Annotated in this window: 12 protein-coding genes; 9 read left to right on the forward strand and 3 right to left on the reverse strand. The window is 66.1% G+C overall.

Annotation, left to right across the window (positions count from 1 at the left end):
• The first annotated feature begins 25 nt into the window (after positions 1-25).
• The 5 genes from OU800_RS12780 to OU800_RS12800 all read left to right on the forward strand — a co-directional run bounded on the left by OU800_RS12780 (position 26) and on the right by OU800_RS12800 (position 4609).
• The gene (locus tag OU800_RS12780; RefSeq protein WP_268177658.1) at positions 26-1285 is read left to right on the forward strand and encodes a zinc-dependent alcohol dehydrogenase; all 1260 of its coding nucleotides are present in this window, start codon (positions 26-28) and stop codon (positions 1283-1285) included.
• Between the two features lie 28 nt (positions 1286-1313).
• A complete protein-coding gene (locus tag OU800_RS12785) occupies positions 1314-2102 on the forward strand; it encodes an endonuclease/exonuclease/phosphatase family protein (RefSeq protein WP_268177659.1) in 789 nt (262 codons plus the stop codon).
• Positions 2099-3301, forward strand: a complete 1203-nt coding sequence (gene clsB / locus OU800_RS12790) for a cardiolipin synthase ClsB (RefSeq protein WP_268177660.1) — start codon at positions 2099-2101, stop codon at positions 3299-3301. Before OU800_RS12785 ends, clsB begins: the two co-directional genes overlap by 4 nt.
• A complete protein-coding gene (locus OU800_RS12795) occupies positions 3298-4278 on the forward strand; it encodes a lysylphosphatidylglycerol synthase domain-containing protein (protein ID WP_268177661.1) in 981 nt (326 codons plus the stop codon). The genes clsB and OU800_RS12795 overlap by 4 nt, the downstream gene beginning before the upstream one ends.
• A gap of 109 nt (positions 4279-4387) precedes the next feature.
• On the forward strand, positions 4388-4609 hold the full coding sequence (locus tag OU800_RS12800) for a hypothetical protein (protein WP_268177662.1): 222 nt from the start codon (positions 4388-4390) through the stop codon (positions 4607-4609).
• A 903-nt stretch (positions 4610-5512) separates the two neighbouring features.
• On the opposite strand, the gene OU800_RS12805 is transcribed toward OU800_RS12800, so the two are convergent.
• The gene (locus OU800_RS12805) at positions 5513-7969 is read right to left on the reverse strand and encodes a glycogen/starch/alpha-glucan phosphorylase (protein WP_268177663.1); all 2457 of its coding nucleotides are present in this window, start codon (positions 7967-7969) and stop codon (positions 5513-5515) included.
• Positions 7970-8713: 744 nt separating this feature from the next.
• Between OU800_RS12805 and OU800_RS12810 the strand changes: the two genes are divergently transcribed.
• The 4 genes from OU800_RS12810 (at position 8714) to OU800_RS12825 (ending at position 11638) form a co-directional block, all read left to right on the forward strand.
• Positions 8714-9145 carry a hypothetical protein gene (locus OU800_RS12810; RefSeq protein ID WP_268177664.1) on the forward strand — a complete coding sequence of 144 codons (432 nt, stop codon included), beginning with the start codon at positions 8714-8716 and terminating at the stop codon, positions 9143-9145.
• Positions 9142-10230 carry a DUF3182 family protein gene (locus OU800_RS12815; RefSeq protein ID WP_268177665.1) on the forward strand — a complete coding sequence of 363 codons (1089 nt, stop codon included), beginning with the start codon at positions 9142-9144 and terminating at the stop codon, positions 10228-10230. The genes OU800_RS12810 and OU800_RS12815 overlap by 4 nt, the downstream gene beginning before the upstream one ends.
• Entirely contained in the window at positions 10227-10997 is a 771-nt protein-coding gene (locus OU800_RS12820; protein WP_268177666.1) for an alpha/beta hydrolase family protein, read from the forward strand. The genes OU800_RS12815 and OU800_RS12820 overlap by 4 nt, the downstream gene beginning before the upstream one ends.
• A gap of 227 nt (positions 10998-11224) precedes the next feature.
• Complete coding sequence (locus OU800_RS12825; RefSeq protein WP_268177667.1) at positions 11225-11638, forward strand: CBS domain-containing protein; 414 nt, start codon at positions 11225-11227, stop codon at positions 11636-11638.
• 787 nt (positions 11639-12425) lie between these two features.
• Here OU800_RS12825 and glgB read toward each other — a convergent pair.
• Together glgB and treS are read right to left on the reverse strand one after the other, a co-directional pair.
• Positions 12426-14582: a 1,4-alpha-glucan branching protein GlgB gene (glgB, locus tag OU800_RS12830; protein ID WP_268177668.1), complete on the reverse strand. Its 2157-nt coding sequence runs from the start codon at positions 14580-14582 to the stop codon at positions 12426-12428.
• Complete coding sequence (gene treS / locus OU800_RS12835) at positions 14579-17881, reverse strand: maltose alpha-D-glucosyltransferase (RefSeq protein ID WP_268177669.1); 3303 nt, start codon at positions 17879-17881, stop codon at positions 14579-14581. Before treS ends, glgB begins: the two co-directional genes overlap by 4 nt.
• Positions 17882-17885 lie beyond the last annotated feature (4 nt).

The raw sequence follows: 17885 nt of genomic DNA on the forward strand, positions 1-17885 counted from the left end.
GCTGGCCGGCCACCGGGAGGCAAACATGAAAGCAGTGGTTTTCCACGATATCGGCGACATCCGCCTCGACGATGTACCCGAACCCGAGGTCGAAGCCAGCACCGATGCGGTCATCCGCATCACCGCTTCGGCCATCTGCGGCACCGACCTGCACTTCGTGCGCGGCACCGTGGGTGGCATGCGCAAGGGCACCATCCTCGGCCACGAGGCCGTGGGCATCGTCGAGGCGCTGGGCAGCGACGTGCGCAACCTGAACATCGGTGATCGCGTGGTGGTGCCCTCCACCATCGCCTGCGGCAACTGCGCCTACTGTCGCGCCGGCTACTACGCCCAGTGCGACGAGGCCAACCCCAATGGCAAGGAGGCCGGCACCTCCTTCTATGGCGGCCCGGAAATCACCGGTGCCTTCCATGGCCTGCAGGCCGAAATGGCGCGCATTCCCTTCGCCAATATCGGCCTGGTCAAGCTGCCCAGCGAGATCAGCGACGACCAGGCCATCCTGCTTTCGGACATCTTTCCCACCGGCTACTTCGGCGCCGAGCTGGCCGAGGTGGGCCCCGGCGACAGCGTGGCCGTGTTCGGCTGCGGCCCGGTGGGCCAGTTCGCCATCGCCAGTGCCAAGCTGCTCGGCGCCGCGCGGGTGTTCGCCATCGATCATCTGGATGATCGCCTGGACATGGCCCGCCGTCAGGGCGCCGAGGTGATCAACTTCGACCGCGAAGATCCGGTCGACACCCTGCGCCGCCTGACCAATGGCATCGGCGTGGATCGCGCCATCGACGCAGTCGGCGTCGACGCCCAATGCCCGGCCCACGGCCATGCGCACTCGGCCCGGCAATGGCAACCCGGCGATGGCCCCGAGCAGGCCCTGCAATGGGCCGTCGATGCCCTGGCCAAGGCCGGCACGCTGTCGATCATCGGCGTCTACCCGCAACAGGCGCGCGAGTTTCCCATCGGCCAGGCGATGAACAAGAACCTCACCATCAACATGGGCAACTGCAACCACCGCCGCTATATCCCGAAACTGATCGAGATGGTGCAGGCCGGGCGCATCGACCCGGCGAAGATCCTTACCCAGGTCAAACCCATGAGCGACGCCATTGAGGCGTTCAAGGCCTTCGACCGGCGCGACAGCGGCTGGATCAAGGTAGAACTGCAACCGGCTCGCCAGCCCGGTGACGGTGGCAGCGAGGAGCGGGTGCGTGGTGGCGAGGCGCTGGATCGCGTGATCGCCGAGGCCGATCCACTCAAGGAAGCCCGCTCCAAACGACCGGGCGACCTGTGATGTCGAGGCAATGGAGGGCGAGCCAAGCGTGAACACGACCATCCCCAACCCCGAGGTGATCATCGACCGGGTAACGCCGATCAAGTCCCTGCGCATGCTCACCATCAACACCCACAAGGGCTTCACGCTGCTCAACCGGCGTTTCATCCTGCCCGAGATGCGCCAGGCGGTGCAGGCCACTGGCGCCGATCTGGTGTTCCTGCAGGAGGTACTGGGCAGCCACGCGCTGCATGCCAAGCGCTTCAGTGACTGGCCGAGCATGCCGCAGTACGAGTTCCTCGCCGACAGCATGTGGCCGCAGTTCGCCTACGGGCGCAATGCCGCCTACCCGGCCGGTGACCATGGCAATGCGCTGCTGTCGCGCTTCCCCATCGTCGAGCAACGCAACCTCGACGTGAGCGTCAGCGGCACCGAGCAGCGCGGCCTGCTGCATTGCAAGCTGGAGATTCCCGGCAACCGCGAGGTGCATGCCGTGTGCGTGCACCTGGGCTTGCGCGAAGCGCACCGGCGGCAGCAGCTCGGCCTGCTGCTCGACCTGCTGGCCACCTTCGACGAGCAGGCGCCGGTGATCGTAGCCGGGGATTTCAACGACTGGCGGCAACGGGCCGATGCCCTGCTCGCCCCGCATGGGTTGGTGGAGGCGTTCGGCCAACACCTCGGCAAGCCGGCGCGCAGCTTCCCCGCACGCTACCCGTTGCTGCGCCTGGATCGCATCTACACGCGCAATGCCACGGCGCAGAAGCCGCAGGTACTGTCCACCCGGCCCTGGTCGCATCTGTCCGACCATGCGCCCCTGAGCGCGGAGATCCACCTATGAATGGTGCCTGGCGAGAGGGCAACCAACTGCGCCTGTTGATCAACGGCGAAGGCTTCTACACGCGCGCGTTCGAGTGCATCAGCCAGGCTCAGGTGGAAGTGTTGCTGGAGACCTTCATCATCTTCGAGGACAAGGTCGGCCTGGAGCTGCAGCGGGTGCTGGTGGACGCCGCCCGGCGCGGCGTGCGCGTGGTGCTGGCGGTCGATGGTTACGGCACCGCCGATCTCGGCCGCGACTACGTGGCCGCGCTGACCCGTGAAGGCATCCAGGTGCAAGTCTACGACCCCAGCCCCAAGCGCCTGGGGGTACGTACCAATCTGTTCCGCCGCCTGCACCGCAAGCTGCTGGTGATCGATGGCGAACGCGCCTTCGTCGGCGGCATCAACTACTCGGCCGACCATCTCGGCGATTTCGGCAAGATGGCCAAGCAGGACTATGCCGTGGAGGTACGCGGCCCTGTGGTGGCCGACCTGCATGCCGCCATGCTGGATTTCTTCAGCCCGGCCATCGCCGAACCCAGCCCGGCGCGCCCCGTCTTGGCACCAGCCGGTAAGGCGCGGGTCAAGCTGGTGGAACGCGACAACGAACGACATACCACCGATATCGAGGACGAACACCTGGCGGCCTTCGATGCCGCACGCCAGCGCGTGGTGGTGGCCAATGCCTATTTCTTTCCCGGCTATCGCGTGCTTCGCGCTCTGCGCAATGCCGCACGACGTGGCGTGGCGGTGACACTGATCCTCCAGGGCCAGCCGGACATGCGTTGGGCCCAGGCCTTCTCGCGCCTGCTCTACAACTACTTGCTGCGCGAAGGCGTGGCGATCCGCGAATACTGCCAGCGCCCGCTGCACGGCAAGGTAGCGCTGGTGGACGACGACTGGGTCACTGTGGGCTCCAGCAACCTCGATCCGCTGAGCCTGGCCTTGAACCTGGAGGCCAACCTGATCATTCGCGACCCTGATTTCAATCAGCAACTGCACGAGCACCTGCAACAGCTATCGACCCAACATTGCCGGGCGGTGACCCAGGAACGCGCGGTGCGCGGCTACTGGTGGCGAGCGCCGCTGATCTTCCTCTGCTTCCACTTCATCCGGCGCTTTCCGGCCATCGCTGGTTGGTTGCCGGGCCACAGCAAGAACCTCGAGCCCCTGCAGCCCGACGATGAGATGGATATCTACGAAAAGGAACAGCCACGATGAAGTTTCCCGTCCAAGGCCCCTGGCTACGCTGGGGCAAGCGCCTGCTGACCCTGTTTTTCCTGATCCTGCTGGCGGTGCTGTTGTACATGCTGCTGCGCAACCAGGACTGGGGCGAAGTGCGCCAGGCGCTGACCGCCTACAGCGGGCAGACCCTGCTCGTGGGTGTGCTGCTGGCGGCCGCCAGCTATCTGCTGTTCGCCTGCTACGACCTGCTGGCGCGGCGTTACAGCCGCCATCGCCTGCCCACGCAGCAGGTGCTCGGCGTGGCCATGGTGTGCTACGCCTTCAACCTCAACTTCACCACCTGGATCGGCGGCATGGCCATGCGTTATCGCCTGTACATGCGCCTGGGCCTGAGCGCCTCCACCGTGACCCGTATCCTCAGCCTGGGCCTGCTGACCAACTGGATCGGCTACATGGCGCTGGCCGGCAGCCTCTTCGCCCTGCGTCTGGTGCAGTTGCCGGAGAGCTGGGCGCTGGGCATGAGCGGCCTGCAACTGTTGGGCTTCGCCATGCTGGTGCTGGTCAGCGCCTATATCGGCATCTGCGCCTTCGCCCACCAGCGCGTCTGGCACTTCGGCGAACGCTCCATCACCCTGCCGTCGGCGGGCATGGCGCTGCTGCAACTGTGCCTGGGGGCGGCCAACTGGTCGCTGATGGCGGCGCTGATCCACTGGCTGCTGCCGGAGGGCGCCACCTACGCCTCGGTACTGGGGGTGCTGCTGATCAGTTGCATGGCGGCGGTGGTGGCTCACATCCCCGCCGGCCTGGGCGTACTCGAGGCGGTGTTCCTCGCCCTGCTGCAGCACCAGTACAGCCACGCCAGCCTGATCGCCGCCCTGCTCGTCTACCGTGTGCTCTATTACCTGCTGCCACTGGCGCTGGCCAGCATCAGCTACCTGGTGCTGGAAAAGCGCGCCCGCACGTTGCGCCAACAGGGGCAGCAGAGCGGAGCCAGGGAGGGCCTGCCGGGTTAGCCGCCGGGCCTGAGCGCCGCGGGTGCGCTACCGCCCGGCGGATGGTCGGAACTCGCAAGCGCCTGGCATGGGTCTATCCCACGTCACCCTTGAAACCTGGAGACACGAGATGGCCAAGCCCCTGCACCTGATCAGCTACATCCTGCACAACCAACCTCACAGCGTGGAGGTGGAGTCGAATCGCGAGCAGATCACGCCCGAGCAGGCACGCGTCTACCTGAGCGCGCTGCACACCTTCGAGTGGCCGAACGAATTCACCGACATCCAGGTCACGCGCATCCAGCACCCGAAGAAGCGCGGCACCACGCCGGCGCATCGCGTGCAGCGCTGAGCCGCCGCCCCCTAATTAATGGTTTTCTTCGCATTTTTTGGGGGAATGCTTGGTTGACACCGGACTGGCAAGTTTGTGTGTTGGTTTGGTGGCTTGTTGGGTGTTCTGGACGCCGCTGCGGTGTTTGCGGGGGACTCCTTGTTTCGCCCCCTCGGGCGACTCACTTTTCTTTGAACTGCGCAAAGAAAAGTAAGCAAAAGAAACGCACCCCCGCCATCCGGGTCTCGCTGCGCTCGACTTCCCTCACTCCGGCACCGCTCCGGGGTCGGCTTACAAGGGCCATCCCTGGCCCTTTAAGCCTCTCGCGGCATCCATGCCGCTCGCCCCCTGCGCAATGCCTACGTTCGGCCTCCTGAAGGGGGCATTCGCGCGCCTGAGAGGACAGATATGCCAGGTTAGTCCTGCGTGCTCTGGCGGCTGTGAAGTCACGATGTAGCCGCCGAATTAAACCGATAGTTTCATTCGCGTAGTTTCAGCGTGCCGGCCTGTGGCCGGCATCTCGGTCAGCCCTACGGCTGACCTCGTGTTCAAGCACTCCGCGCTAATTCTGGGTTACCTCGGGCTCAGGCGCGTGCAGAGCCCGCCCAGGAGGGCGAACGGAATCGTCGTGGAAGAGGTAGAGCGACATGGATGTCGCGAAAGCCGCGATGGGCCAGGGATGGCCCACCGCGGCGGGCCTCTGGAACGGCGATGGAGTGAGCGAACCCTGGCGCAGCCAGGGCCGGATGACCGGGCGGAGGGTTTTGGTTACTTTTGCCCGTCAAAAGTGACTCGCCCGGGAGGGCGAAACCAAAAACACCAGCAAAAACGCGGCAATCCGGAACAGGCATCAGAACAACCAACACACAAACTTGCCAGTCCAGTGTCAAGACTGACTTCCCCACGACTCCACGAAGAACCTAATTAATCGCGCGCGAGCAATGGCACCTGCCAGATATCGCGCGCGTATTCGCTGATGGTGCGATCGGAAGAGAACCAGCCCATGCGCGCCGTGTTCAGTACCGCGGCACGCCACCAGCGTTGCGGTTGCCGCCAGAGATGGTCGACCTCGCGCTGCGCGTGCCAATAGGCGTCGAAATCGGCGCACACCATGAAGCGGTCGTGGTAGTACAGCGCGTCGATCAGATCTGTGTAGCGTGTGGGATCCTCCGGTGAGAACACCCCGGCACGAATCGCTTCGAGCGCGGCGCGCAGGCGCTCCGAGGCGGCGATCTCCTCGCCCATGTTCTGCCCCTGGCGCAGGCGCCGCTGCACCTGCTGCGCGGTCATGCCGAAGATGAACATGTTGTCCTCGCCGACCCGCTCGCTCATCTCCACATTGGCGCCATCGAGGGTGCCGATGGTCAACGCACCATTGAGCGCGAATTTCATGTTGCTGGTGCCGGACGCCTCCAGGCCGGCAGTGGAAATCTGCTCGGACAGATCGGCCGCCGGGATGATCGCCTCGGCCAGACTGACGTTGTAGTTGGGCATGAATACCACCTTGAGCAGGCCACGCACGGTGGGGTCGTCATTGATGGTGCGGCTGATGTCGTTGGCCAGTTTGATGATCAGCTTGGCCTGGCGGTAGCTGGCCGCGGCCTTGCCGGCAAAGAGCTTGACCCGAGGCACCCAGTCGGTGGTCGGGTCGTTGCGGATGGCCTGGTACAGCGCCACGGTATGCAGCAGGTTGAGCAACTGGCGCTTGTACTCGTGGATGCGTTTGACCTGCACGTCGAAGATCGCCGTGGTATCCAGGGTGATGCCCAGTTGCTGCTGCACCCGTTCGGCCAGTGCTTCCTTGCTGCGCTGCCGACACAGGGCGTATTCGTCGCGGAACGGCTGTTGCTCGGCATAGGGCTGCAGTGCCTCGAGCGATGCCTCGGGGCGCTGTAGCAACGGCTCGCCCAGCACGTCCACCAACAGGTGGGTAAGCGCCGGGTTGACCTGGAACAGCCAACGGCGGAAGGACACGCCATTGGTCTTGTTGTTGACCCGCCCCGGGTATAGCCGATGCAGGTCGCGGAACACCGTCTCGCGCATCAGCCGCGTGTGCAGCGCCGACACGCCATTGATGCTGTGCGCGCCGATGAATGCCAGGTTGCCCATGCGCACCCGGCGGCCATTGTCCTCGTCGATCAGCGACACCGCGCGCAGCAGTTGGAAGTCATGGATGTCCTTGGCGCGCAGCGCATCGATATGCTCGGCATTGAGCAGGTAGATGATCTGCAGGTGCCGGGGCAGCAAGCGCTCCATCAACGCCACTGGCCAGGACTCCAGGGCCTCGGGCAAGAGCGTGTGGTTGGTGTAGGCCGTGCAGGCCACCGTCAATGACCAGGCCTGCGCCCAGGGCATGCGGTGCTCGTCCACCAGCAGACGCATCAGCTCCACCACGGCGATGGCCGGATGGGTGTCATTGAGCTGGATCGCCACCCGCTGCGGCAGTGCTTGCAGGTCGCCGTGCAGGCGCAGGTGGCGCTGCAGCAGATCCTGCAGCGAGGCCGACACCAGGAAATATTCCTGGCGCAGACGCAGTTCCTGCCCGGCCTCGGTGTCGTCGGCCGGATAGAGCACGCGGGAGATGCTTTCGGCCCTCACCTCGCCGGCCACCGCGCCGAAGTGATCGCCGGCATTGAAACGGTCGAGCTGCAGGTCTTCCTCGGCGCGCGCGCGCCATAGGCGCAGGGTATTGACCGAGGCGGCGCGCCAGCCCAGCACGGGGGTGTCGTAGGCGATGGCACGCACGCTTTCCTGGGGTTGCCAGAACTGCCGTGAGCCGCCTTCGTCTTCCAGGGTCACCACGCCGCCGCCGAAGCCGATGCGGTAGGCCACCTCCGGGCGCTCGAACTCCCAGGGGTTGCCGAAATCCAGCCAGGTTTCGGTCTGCTCGGCCTGCCAGCCGTCGACTATGGCCTGGCGGAACAGGCCATGTTCGTAGCGGATGCCGTAGCCATGAGCCGGCAGCCCCAGGGTGGCCATGCTCTCCATGAAACAGGCGGCCAGGCGGCCGAGGCCGCCGTTGCCCAGCGCCGCGTCCGGCTCCACCTCTCGGATGCGCTCCAGCGTCACCCCCAGCTCGGCCATGGCCTGGCGTGCCACGTCGAGCAGGCCGAGGTTGCTCAGGTTGTCGATCAGCAGGCGGCCGATGAGAAATTCCAGCGACAGGTAATAGACCCGCTTGCTGTCCTGGCGCGTGACCTGAGCACTGGATTCTTCCCAGTGATCGATCAGGTGGTCGCGGGTGGCCAGGGCCAGGGCCTCGAACCAGTCGTGGTCGAAGGCATTGGCCGGATCCTTGCCCACGGCATAACGCAGTTTGGCCAGGATCGCCGCCTTGAAGCCGGCAACCACGCCTTCGTCTCGTACTTGTGATTCGCTCATCTCGCCCTCCCTCTTCTCATCCTTCTGGCCGGCACGGCGAGGCCGGGCCCTACTCTTGTGGCTCCGGGAGGCGGTGCGAGTTCAGGGTTTTTCTGGAGGGCTGTGGTACCGAGCTGTGGCATGGACTGGCGGGAGTATTGGGCGTGAGTCGTGGTACCGAACTGGGCATGACCCGGCGGACTGTTCGCTTAGGCTCCTGAGTCCGCCCTACGGCTGCACCCATCAAGCACGCAGAGTCACTGGGAATAACCGTAGTTTCAGGCGCGTGCAGAGCCCGCCCAGGAGGGCGAACGGAATCGTCGTGGAAGAGGTTGAGCGACATGGATGTCGCGAAAGCCGCGATGGGCCAGGGATGGCCCACCGCGGCGGGCCTCTGGAGCGGCGATGGAGTGAGCGAACCCTCGCGCAGCGAGGGCCGGATGATCGGGTGGAGGGTTTTGGTTACTTTTGTCGGGCCGGCCATCCGGGGCAAAAGTGACTCGCCCGGGAGGGCGAAACCAAAAACACCAGCAAAAACGCGGCAATCCGGAACAAGCAACGGAGGTGTCGGCTACTGTCCCGCAAAAACCCGAAAGTGAGTCGCCCGAGGGGGCGAAACCCGAAATATCTGAAATCACCCAAAGCTGCGCCCGGAACATCAAAGCAAGCACAGAGCCCAGCCTCCATCCCAGTCATCCAAAACCCTGAACTTCCCCCGACACCCTGGCCTCCCTAGTCATGAAAGCCAATGTCGAGGAGAGCATCATGCAAGCTGCCATTCCCATTTTCGTGCTGGCTTGCCTGGCCGCCAGCGAGGCGCTGGCCGAGGCCTGCCATGTCATCGCCGAGCCCTCGAGCACGGCGGTGCCGGCCGTGGCCGAGGAGCTGTGCTACGAGTTCAGCGGCGTCGACGAAGGCACCATCGACTGGGCCTGCGGCGATCAGGGCGGCACGATGATCGACCAGCGCCAAGAGCGCGTGGCCAAGTGCGCCACAGGCAGCGTCGGCCGCTGCGAGGCGGCGCTGACCCAGGAAACGCTGAGCAACTACCGCTCCTTCGACGAGAATCAGGGCAAGCCGCGCCCGGCGGTGCCCAACGACGCCCGGGTGATCACTCACTACTACCGCGGCGACGATCTGAAGCAGGTGCGCATCGATTGCCAAAGCAGCGGCGGCACCTGGCGGGAGGAGCCATGAGCCTCTATCAGGGTCTGGCCCTGCTGCCAGGCACGGGGCGCCACATGGCCCACGAACGCGCCGTGCAGCGCCTGCTCGGCGAGAAGCTGGCAGTGCTGCTTGGTTGCCCCTTTCTCGGCCTCTACCAGGCCGACGAGCATGCCGCGAGCCAGTGCTATTTCCTCCCCGAAGACACCTTGGTGGGCGATCAGTCCGCGCTGGGCATCGCCGGGCCCGAAGACTTCTTCGGCGGCCAGGTGGGCCAGGCGTTCATGGCCACAAAGGCCATCAGCCATCCCTTGCCCGAGGGGGCCCGGTGCATGCCCAAGGGCTGGTCGCAGGCCTTGGGCGAACAGATCGCCAGCGTCACCCTGCCCGGCTTCAGCGTCTTCCACACCGAGGATGCTCGGCAAGCCGGGCTGCGCCTGCTGCGCGACGGCCCGCTGCGGCTCAAGCCGGTGAATGCCACGGCTGGCCGTGGGCAACAGGTGGTGCGCACGCTCGGTGAGCTGGAAGCGGCGCTGGCCAGCCTCGACGAGCAAGCCCTGGAGGCAGGCGGCCTGGTGCTGGAGGAAAACCTGCAGCAACCGACCACCTACAGCGTCGGGCAGATCCAGGTGGCGGGTACCACTCTGAGCTACTACGGCACCCAACAACTGACCCGCGATAATGCCGGGCAGCCGGTCTATGGCGGCTCCAGCCTGACCCTGGTGCGCGGCGACTACCTGAGGCTGATGAGCCTCGACCTGCCACGCGATGTACGTCTGGCGGTGCAACAGGCGCGCATCTTCGAGCTGGCCGCCATGGACGCCTACCCGAGCATTCGCGCGTCGCGGCGCAACTACGACGTGGCCCAGGGCCTGAACGCTATGGGGCGACCGCGCAGCGGCGTGCTGGAACAGTCCTGGCGCATCGGCGGGGCCAGCCCTGCGGAGATCTTTGCCCTGGCAGCCTTCATCGAGCAGCCCGAACTGCAACAACTGCAGGCCTCCACCCATGAGTTCTACGGCGCGGGGCTGCCGCCGGCAGGCGCCATCTGCCTGTACGAAGGAGAAGGCAGCGAACTGGGGCCGATCAGCAAATACGTGAAGGTGAGCCAGGCATGAGCGCCGTCAGCGAAAGCATCGAGATCAGGGTGGATGGCCAGGCCATCGCCGGCACCCTGCTGGAGCCGGCAGCCAAGGTACCCGGCGTGCTCTTCGTGCACGGCTGGGGCGGCAGCCAGCAACGCGATTTGGCGCGGGCCAAGGGCATCGCCGCATTGGGTTGCATCTGCCTGACCTTCGACCTGCGCGGCCATGAAAAGACCATCGCCGCGCGCGAAAGCGTGACCCGCGAACACAACCTGGCCGACCTCATCGCCGCCTACGACCGGCTGCTCACCCATCCGGCGGTGGACACTGCCAGCATCGCGGTGATCGGCAGCAGTTACGGCGGCTACCTGGCCACCCTGCTCAGTGCCTGCCGCGCCGTGCGCTGGCTGGCCCTGCGCGTGCCGGCGCTGTACTGGGACGAGCAATGGCACCTGCCCAAGCGCCAGCTCGACGTGGCGCGGCTGGCCCAGTACCGCCAGCGTGCCTTGAGCCCAAGGGACAATCGCGCGCTGGGCGCCTGCGCGCAGTTCACTGGTGATGTGCTGCTGGTGGAATCCGAACACGACGATTACGTGCCGCACGCCACCCTGATGAGCTACCGCGCCGCCTTCGAGCGCGCGCACTCGCTCACCCACCGCATTCTCGACGGCGCCGACCACGCCCTGAGCCAGGATCACGACCAGCAGGCCTATACACGGCTGCTGATCAACTGGGTCAGCGAAATGGTGATTGGCGCGCGCGTCGGCAACTATCCGCACCATCAGGTGCGTTATTCCTGAGCCGGCTCAGTGCCGGCGGCAGGTCATCGGGCATTCGCCCTTCACTCACGAGAGGGCACTTATAAAAACGTAGACGAGGCGGCAGCCAGCGCAAGGCAAAAACAGGCGAAAAAGCGCAGTTTACGCAGTGTAAATGAGCATTTTGATCGGACTCGCGCACGAGCCTGTTTTTAACGCAGCGATGGCAACGCAGGTAGTTTTTAGATGTGCCCTATAGGAGCGCAACCATGAAAATCAGCAAACTAATGACCCGTAACGTACAAACCCTGGAACCCGAGCGCAGCATCCGCGAGGCTGCCACGCTGATGGCGGACATCGACAGCGGCGCGCTGCTGGTCAACGAAGGTGATCGTCTGGTCGGCATGATCACCGACCGCGACATCGCCATCCGCGCCGTGGCCGCCGGGCTGGACGGCGACACGCCGGTACGCCAGGTGATGAGTGGCCAGGTGCGTTACTGTTTCGACGACGAGGATGTCGAGCATGTGGCGGCCAATATGGCCGACATCCAGGTACGGCGCTTGCCGGTGCTCAACCGTGAGAAGCGTCTGGTGGGGGTGGTGTCGCTGGGGAATATTGCCTCCGGGCATAGTCGCCAGGCCAATGACACCTTGTTGCGTGGGGTGTCGAGCGCGCATTGAGGTAGGCCCATGCCCCTTCCACAGATCTCGGGGTAATCGGTTTTGGCACCGGGCTGGCAAGTTTGTGTTTCGGCTTGCTGTTGTTCGGTGCCTGTTCCGAGTTGCCGCGGTTTTGCTGATGTTTTTGGTTTCGCCCTCCCGGGCGAGTCACTTTTGCCCCGGATGGCCGGCCCGGGAAAAGTAACCAAAACCCTCCGCCCGGTCATCCGGCCCTCGCTGCGCGAGGGTTCGCTCACTCCATCGCCGTTCCAGAGGCCCGCCGCGGTGGGCCATCCCTGGCCCATCGCGGCTCTCGGCTTTGGCATCCTGCGTCGCTCTACCTCCTGCATCCATGCAGTCGTCGCGACATTCATGTCGCTCGACCTCTTCCACGACGATTCCGTTCGCCCTCCTGGGCGGGCTCTGCACGCGCCTGAACTTCCGGTAACTCAGGTGTAGCTAGGAGTGCTCTGGCAAGAGCGACAGCGAACGACAGACCCGTCGAGTTAAACCGATAGTTTCAGGCGCGCGAATGGCCCCTTCAGGAGGGTGAGTGGAATCGTTGCGCAGAGGGGCGAGCGGCATGGATGCCGCGAGATACCGATGGCGGCCCCGCTTAAAGGGCCAGGGACGGCCCTTGTAAGCCGACCCTCGGAGCAGCGATGGAGCGAACGAACCCCGGCGAAGCCGGGGCCGGATGGCGGGGTCAAGCCTTTTTGCCTTCTTTTGTGGCGTTTGACAAAAGAAGGTCGCCGGGGGGCGAAACAGGAGACATCAGCTAAACACCGATAAGCAGCTTAAACACAGTTCATCCCAGCCCCAGCACCAAACTCCCCAACGGCGGCAATTGCAGGTTCAACGAATCCGCCTGGCCGTGGGCGGCCACCTGCTCGCTGTGCAGTTCGCCCTGGCTGCCCGCCCCCGACCCACACCAGCGACCTTCGTCGCTGTTGAGCAGCACCTGCCAGCGCCCCGCCTGCGGCACGCCGATGCGGTAGTCACTGAGTACCTGCGGCGTGCCGTTATGCACCACCAGCAGCGGCCGGCCGTCTTCGCCCCGGCGCAGCCAGGCGAACACGCTGTTGTGCGCGTCGTCGCCGATCAGCCACTGGAAACCCTCCGGCCGTTCGTCCCACTGGTGCAGCGCCGGCTCCTGGCGATACAGGCGATTGAGTTCGGCAACCAGCGCCTGCACGGCCGTGTGCTCGGGGTATTGCAGCAGATACCAGTCCAGTTGCTGGTCGTGGTTCCACTCACGCCACTGGGCGAATTCGCAGCCCATGAACAGCAGCTTCTTGCCCGGGTGCGTCCACATCAGGGCGAGGAACAGGCGCAGGTTGGCGAACTGCTGCCAGCGATCACCGGGCATGCGGCCGATCAGCGAGCGCTTGCCGTGCACCACCTCGTCGTGGGAGATCGGCAGGATGTAGCGCTCGGAAAAGGCATAGTGCAGACCGAAGGTGATCTGCTGGTGGTGATGGCGGCGGTACAGCGGGTCGTTCTGGAAGTAACGCAGGGTGTCGTTCATCCAGCCCATGTTCCATTTGTGGCTGAAGCCCAGGCCGCCTTCGCTCACCGGCCGGCTGACGCCCGGCCAGGCGGTGGATTCCTCGGCGATCACCAGCGCCCCCGAGACTTCGCTGCGCACCACCTCGTTGAGGTGCTGGAGGAATTCGATGGCCTCCAGGTTCTCGCGCCCGCCATGGCGGTTGGGGATCCACTGCCCTTCCTCACGGGAATAGTCGCGGTAGAGCATCGAGGCCACGGCGTCCACGCGCAGGCCGTCGATGTGGTACTCGCGCAGCCAGTACAGCGCGCTGGCCAGCATGAAGCCGTGCACTTCGCTGCGGCCGAGGTTGTAGATGCAGGTGTTCCAGTCCGGGTGGTAGCCCTCGAAGGGGTGCGCGTATTCGTACAGCGCGGTGCCGTCGAATTCGGCCAGGCCGTGGGGGTCGTTGGGAAAGTGCCCCGGCACCCAGTCGAGGATCACCCCGAGGCCGGCGCGGTGGCAGCGGTCGACGAAGGCGGCGAAGCGCTCCGGATCGCCCAGGCGCGCGGTGGGCGCGAACATCGACAGCGGCTGATAGCCCCAAGAACCGCCGAAGGGGTGCTCCATGATCGGCATGAGCTCGATATGGGTGAAGCCCAGGTGCTGCACGTAGGGGATCAGGCGCTCGGCCAGCTCGTCCCAGTTCGGCGTGCGCTCGTCCTGCCATTGCCAGGAACTGGCGTGCAGCTCGTAGATGGCCAGCGGCGCATCGGGCCGGTGGCGCTGCGCGCGCTCCTCCATCCACTGCGCGTCCTGCCAGGCGAAGGGCTCGCCGCGCGGCACACGCGAGGCGGTGGCCGGCGGCGCCTCGCTGGCCTGGGCCAGGGGGTCGGCCTTCTGTGGCAGCAGGCCGTGGGGGCCGAGAATCTCGTACTTGTAGCGCTCGCCCGCCGCCAGGCGCGGGATGAACAGTTCCCATACCCCCGCCGGGTAGCGCAGGCGCATGGGGTGGCGACGGCCGTCCCAGCTGTTGAAGTCGCCGACCACCGACACCCGCCGGGCATTCGGCGCCCATACGGCGAAGCTCACGCCGGGCACCCCCTCGTGCTCGCAGGGGCGCGCCCCCAGGCAACGCCACAGCTCGCGGTGGTTGCCCTCGGCGAACAGGTACAGATCCAGCTCGCCCAGAAGCGGCCCGAAGGCATAGGGGTCTTCCACTTCCTGCACGGCGCCGGGCCAGTGGATGCGCAGACGGTAGGCCTGCGGCTCGGCCAGCAGCCGCTCGAACAGGCCGTCGTCGTCGCGGCGGGTCATGGGGCCCAGCAGTTGCCCGGCCGCATCGAGCAGTTCGACAGCCTCGGCGCCGGGCAGCCAGACGCGCACCAGGGTGCCGTCGGCCTGCGCATGGGGGCCGAGCACGGCGAAGGGGTCGCCCTCCTCGGCCCGTCTGAGACGTTCGATTGATGCTTCGTTCACGGGGTTGCCTCGATCAGTTGGCGGGCCAGTCTTGCCAGCCCGTTGAGGGGAACGTCGATCCAGTCGGGGCGGTGCCCACTCTCATAGACGATTTCATAGGCGGCCTTTTCCAGGCAGAACAGTGCCAGGGCGGCGGACTCACCGTCGCGCGCGTGCCATTCGTGGGGCAGCCCGGCAGCGGCCAGGCGGTAGGCGTCGAGGAAGGCTTCGCAGGCCTGCTGGCGGTAACGGGCCAGTAGCTGCGCCGTCTGCTGCGATTCGGCGTTGCCGTCCAGGCCCCCGGCGTTGCGCTGCGCCACGGCGGCGGCGTAGTCGAAGGAGCGCAGCATGCCGGCGACGTCCTTGAACGGGCTGTGGCGCTGGCGGCGCTCCTCCAGAGTGCGGTTGGGCTCGCCCTCGAAGTCGATGATGTAGGCATCGCCCTGCACCACCAGCACCTGACCCAGGTGCAGGTCGCCGTGCACGCGGATGCGCAGGCCCCCGGCCACGCCCCGGCTCAGGCGCGCGACGGCCTGCTGCAGGGCCTCGGCGCGGGCCAGCAGCCAGTCGGCCAACTCGCGGCTGGCGGCCGGCAGGGCCTCGCGCTGGCGTTCGAGGGCCTGCAGGGCCTGCTGCAGTTGCGCGCCGATGGAGGCCTGCCAGGCGGCGCAGTCCGGCGTGTCGCTGAGCTGGCTGCCAAAGGCCGGGTTGTCCACCGGCCGGGCCAGCAGCGCATGCATCTCGCCGACGCGCTTGCCAAGCACCGCGCAGAAGGTGGCCAGTTCGCCCAGGGCATCCACCTCGGGCTCGCTCATGCCGGCGTTCAGCTCGTCGCGCAGCGCCCGCTCCAGGGTGTTGAGCGTCCACTGCCAGGCATCGCCCTGGTTGTCCAGGTAGCCTTGCAGCACCAGCAGGGTGTGCGGCTGGCCCTGCTCGTCGACCCGCAGCACTTCGCCCAGCAGCGGCGCGACATGGGCGAAGCCCTGCTCGCCGAGGAAGCGGCTCATCTCCACTTCCGGGTGGATGCCGGCGAAGCCGCGCCGCAGCAGCTTGAGCAGCACCTGCTCGCCCAGCAGCGCCGAGCTGTTGGACTGCTCGGCCGAGAGCAGCTTGAACGCGCTTTCATCCAGCACCTCCAGGGCCAGCAGCGCCGGTTCGGCGCGGAACTGGATCTCCCCGGCGGCGCTGTGCAGCACCCGTTGCTCGCGCAGCAGGGCGAGGATCGCCTGGCTGAACTGCGGCAGGCTGAAGGCGTCGGTCAAGAGTTCCACCCGACGGCCACGGCGCAGGCGCGCCAGGGCCATCTGCTGCGGCAGGTCGTTGCCGGCGGCGCGTTCCGGTACCGCGGCCAGCGGCAGGCGATAGTGCTCCACGCCGGCCTCCCCCTGCACTTCCAGCTCGGCCAGCATCGGCGCGTCGGCCTGGGCGCCCAGGGGCACGACGTACAGCAGCCGCACCGCGCCGGCCGCCAGGCGCCCGGCGGCGTACCAGCGCCGCTTGGGCAGGTACAGCGGCAGCGATTCGCGTTCGAGGATCTGCCGCGGCCGGCCTTCGAGCACCTCGCTCAGGTTGCGGCTCAGCACCAGGGTCTGCAGCTCGGGCATGCGCTCTACCGGTTTGAGGTGCCAACTGGGCATCTGCGAGGCATCGGCCAGGTAGAACCAGTAAAAGCCGTAGGGCGGCAGCGTCAGCAGGTAAGGCAACTGGCCGATGGGCGGAAAGGAGGCGCCGCCGACCATTTCCACCGGCACCCGGCCGTGGTAGTCGGCCAGCTCCAGTTCCACCGCCTGCGCCGCGCTGGACAGGTTGGCCACGCAGAGGATGCGCTGCTCGAGGCCATCGTCGGTGGTGTACAGGCGCAGGTAGGCGAGGATGCGCCGGTTGCTCGGGGTCAGCATCTCCAGGCTGCCACGGCCGAAGGCCTTGTGCTGGTTGCGGATGGCGAGCATGCGCCGCGTCCAGTTGAGCAGCGAATGCGGGTCGCGTGACTGGGCCTCGACGTTGATGGTCTGGTAGCCGTACAGCGGGTCCATGATCGGCGGCAGCACCAGGCTGGCCGGGTCGGCGCGGGAAAAACCGCCGTTGCGGTCCACCGACCACTGCATCGGCGTGCGCACGCCGTCGCGGTCGCCGAGGTAGATGTTGTCGCCCATGCCGATCTCGTCGCCGTAGTACAGCGTCGGCGTGCCGGGCATCGACAGCAGCAGGCTGTTGAGCAGCTCGATGCGCCGCCTATCGCGCCCCACCAGCGGCGCCAGGCGCCGGCGGATGCCTAGGTTGAGGCGCGCGCGACTGTCGGCGGCGTAGTAGTTCCACAGGTAGTCGCGCTCGTCGTCGGTGACCATCTCCAGGGTCAGCTCATCGTGGTTGCGCAGGAAGATCGCCCACTGGCAGTTGGGCGGGATCTCCGGGGTCTGGCGCAGGATGTCGGTGATGGGAAAGCGATCCTCCTGGGCGATGGCCATGTACATGCGCGGCATCAGCGGGAAGTGGAAGGCCATGTGGCATTCGTCGTCTTCGCCGAAGTACGGGCGAGTGTCCTCCGGCCACTGGTTGGCCTCGGCCAGCAGCAGGCGGTCGGGGTAGCGCGCGTCCAGTTCGGCGCGGATGCGCTTGAGCACCGCGTGAGTCTCCGGCAGGTTCTCGCTGCTGGTGCCGTCGCGCTCGATCAGGTAGGGGATGGCATCCAGGCGCAGCCCGTCGACGCCCATGTCGAGCCAGAAGCGCATCACCCCGAGCACCGCTTCAACCACCCTGGGGTTGTCGAAGTTGAGGTCCGGCTGGTGCGAGTAGAAACGGTGCCAGAAGTACTGCCCGGCCACAGGATCCCAGGTCCAGTTGGACTTCTCGCTGTCGATGAAGATGATCCGCGTGCCGGCGTACTTGTCGTCGCTGTCGGACCACACGTAGTAGTCGCGCGCCTTGGAGCCCTTCTTGGCACGGCGGGCGCGCTGGAACCAGGGGTGCTGGTCGGAGGTGTGGTTGATCACCAGTTCGGTGATCACGCGCAGGCCGCGCCGATGGGCCTCGGCGATGAAGCGACGGGCGTCGGCGAGGCTGCCGTAGTCCGGGTGCACGCCACGGTACATGGCGATGTCGTAGCCGTCGTCGCGCCGTGGCGAGGGATAGAACGGCAGCAGCCAGAGGGTGTTGACGCCCAGTTCGGCGATGTAGTCGAGCTTGTCGATCAGCCCCTTGAAGTCGCCGATGCCGTCGTTGTTGGCGTCGAAAAAGGACTTCAGGTGCACCTGGTAGATCACCGCGTCCTTGTACCACTGCGGGTCGTTGAGGAAGGTCTTGGCGGCTTTGCGTCTGGCCATGTCG

The sequence above is a fragment of the Pseudomonas sp. GOM7 genome (genome assembly GCF_026723825.1).
Taxonomy (GTDB): domain Bacteria; phylum Pseudomonadota; class Gammaproteobacteria; order Pseudomonadales; family Pseudomonadaceae; genus Aquipseudomonas.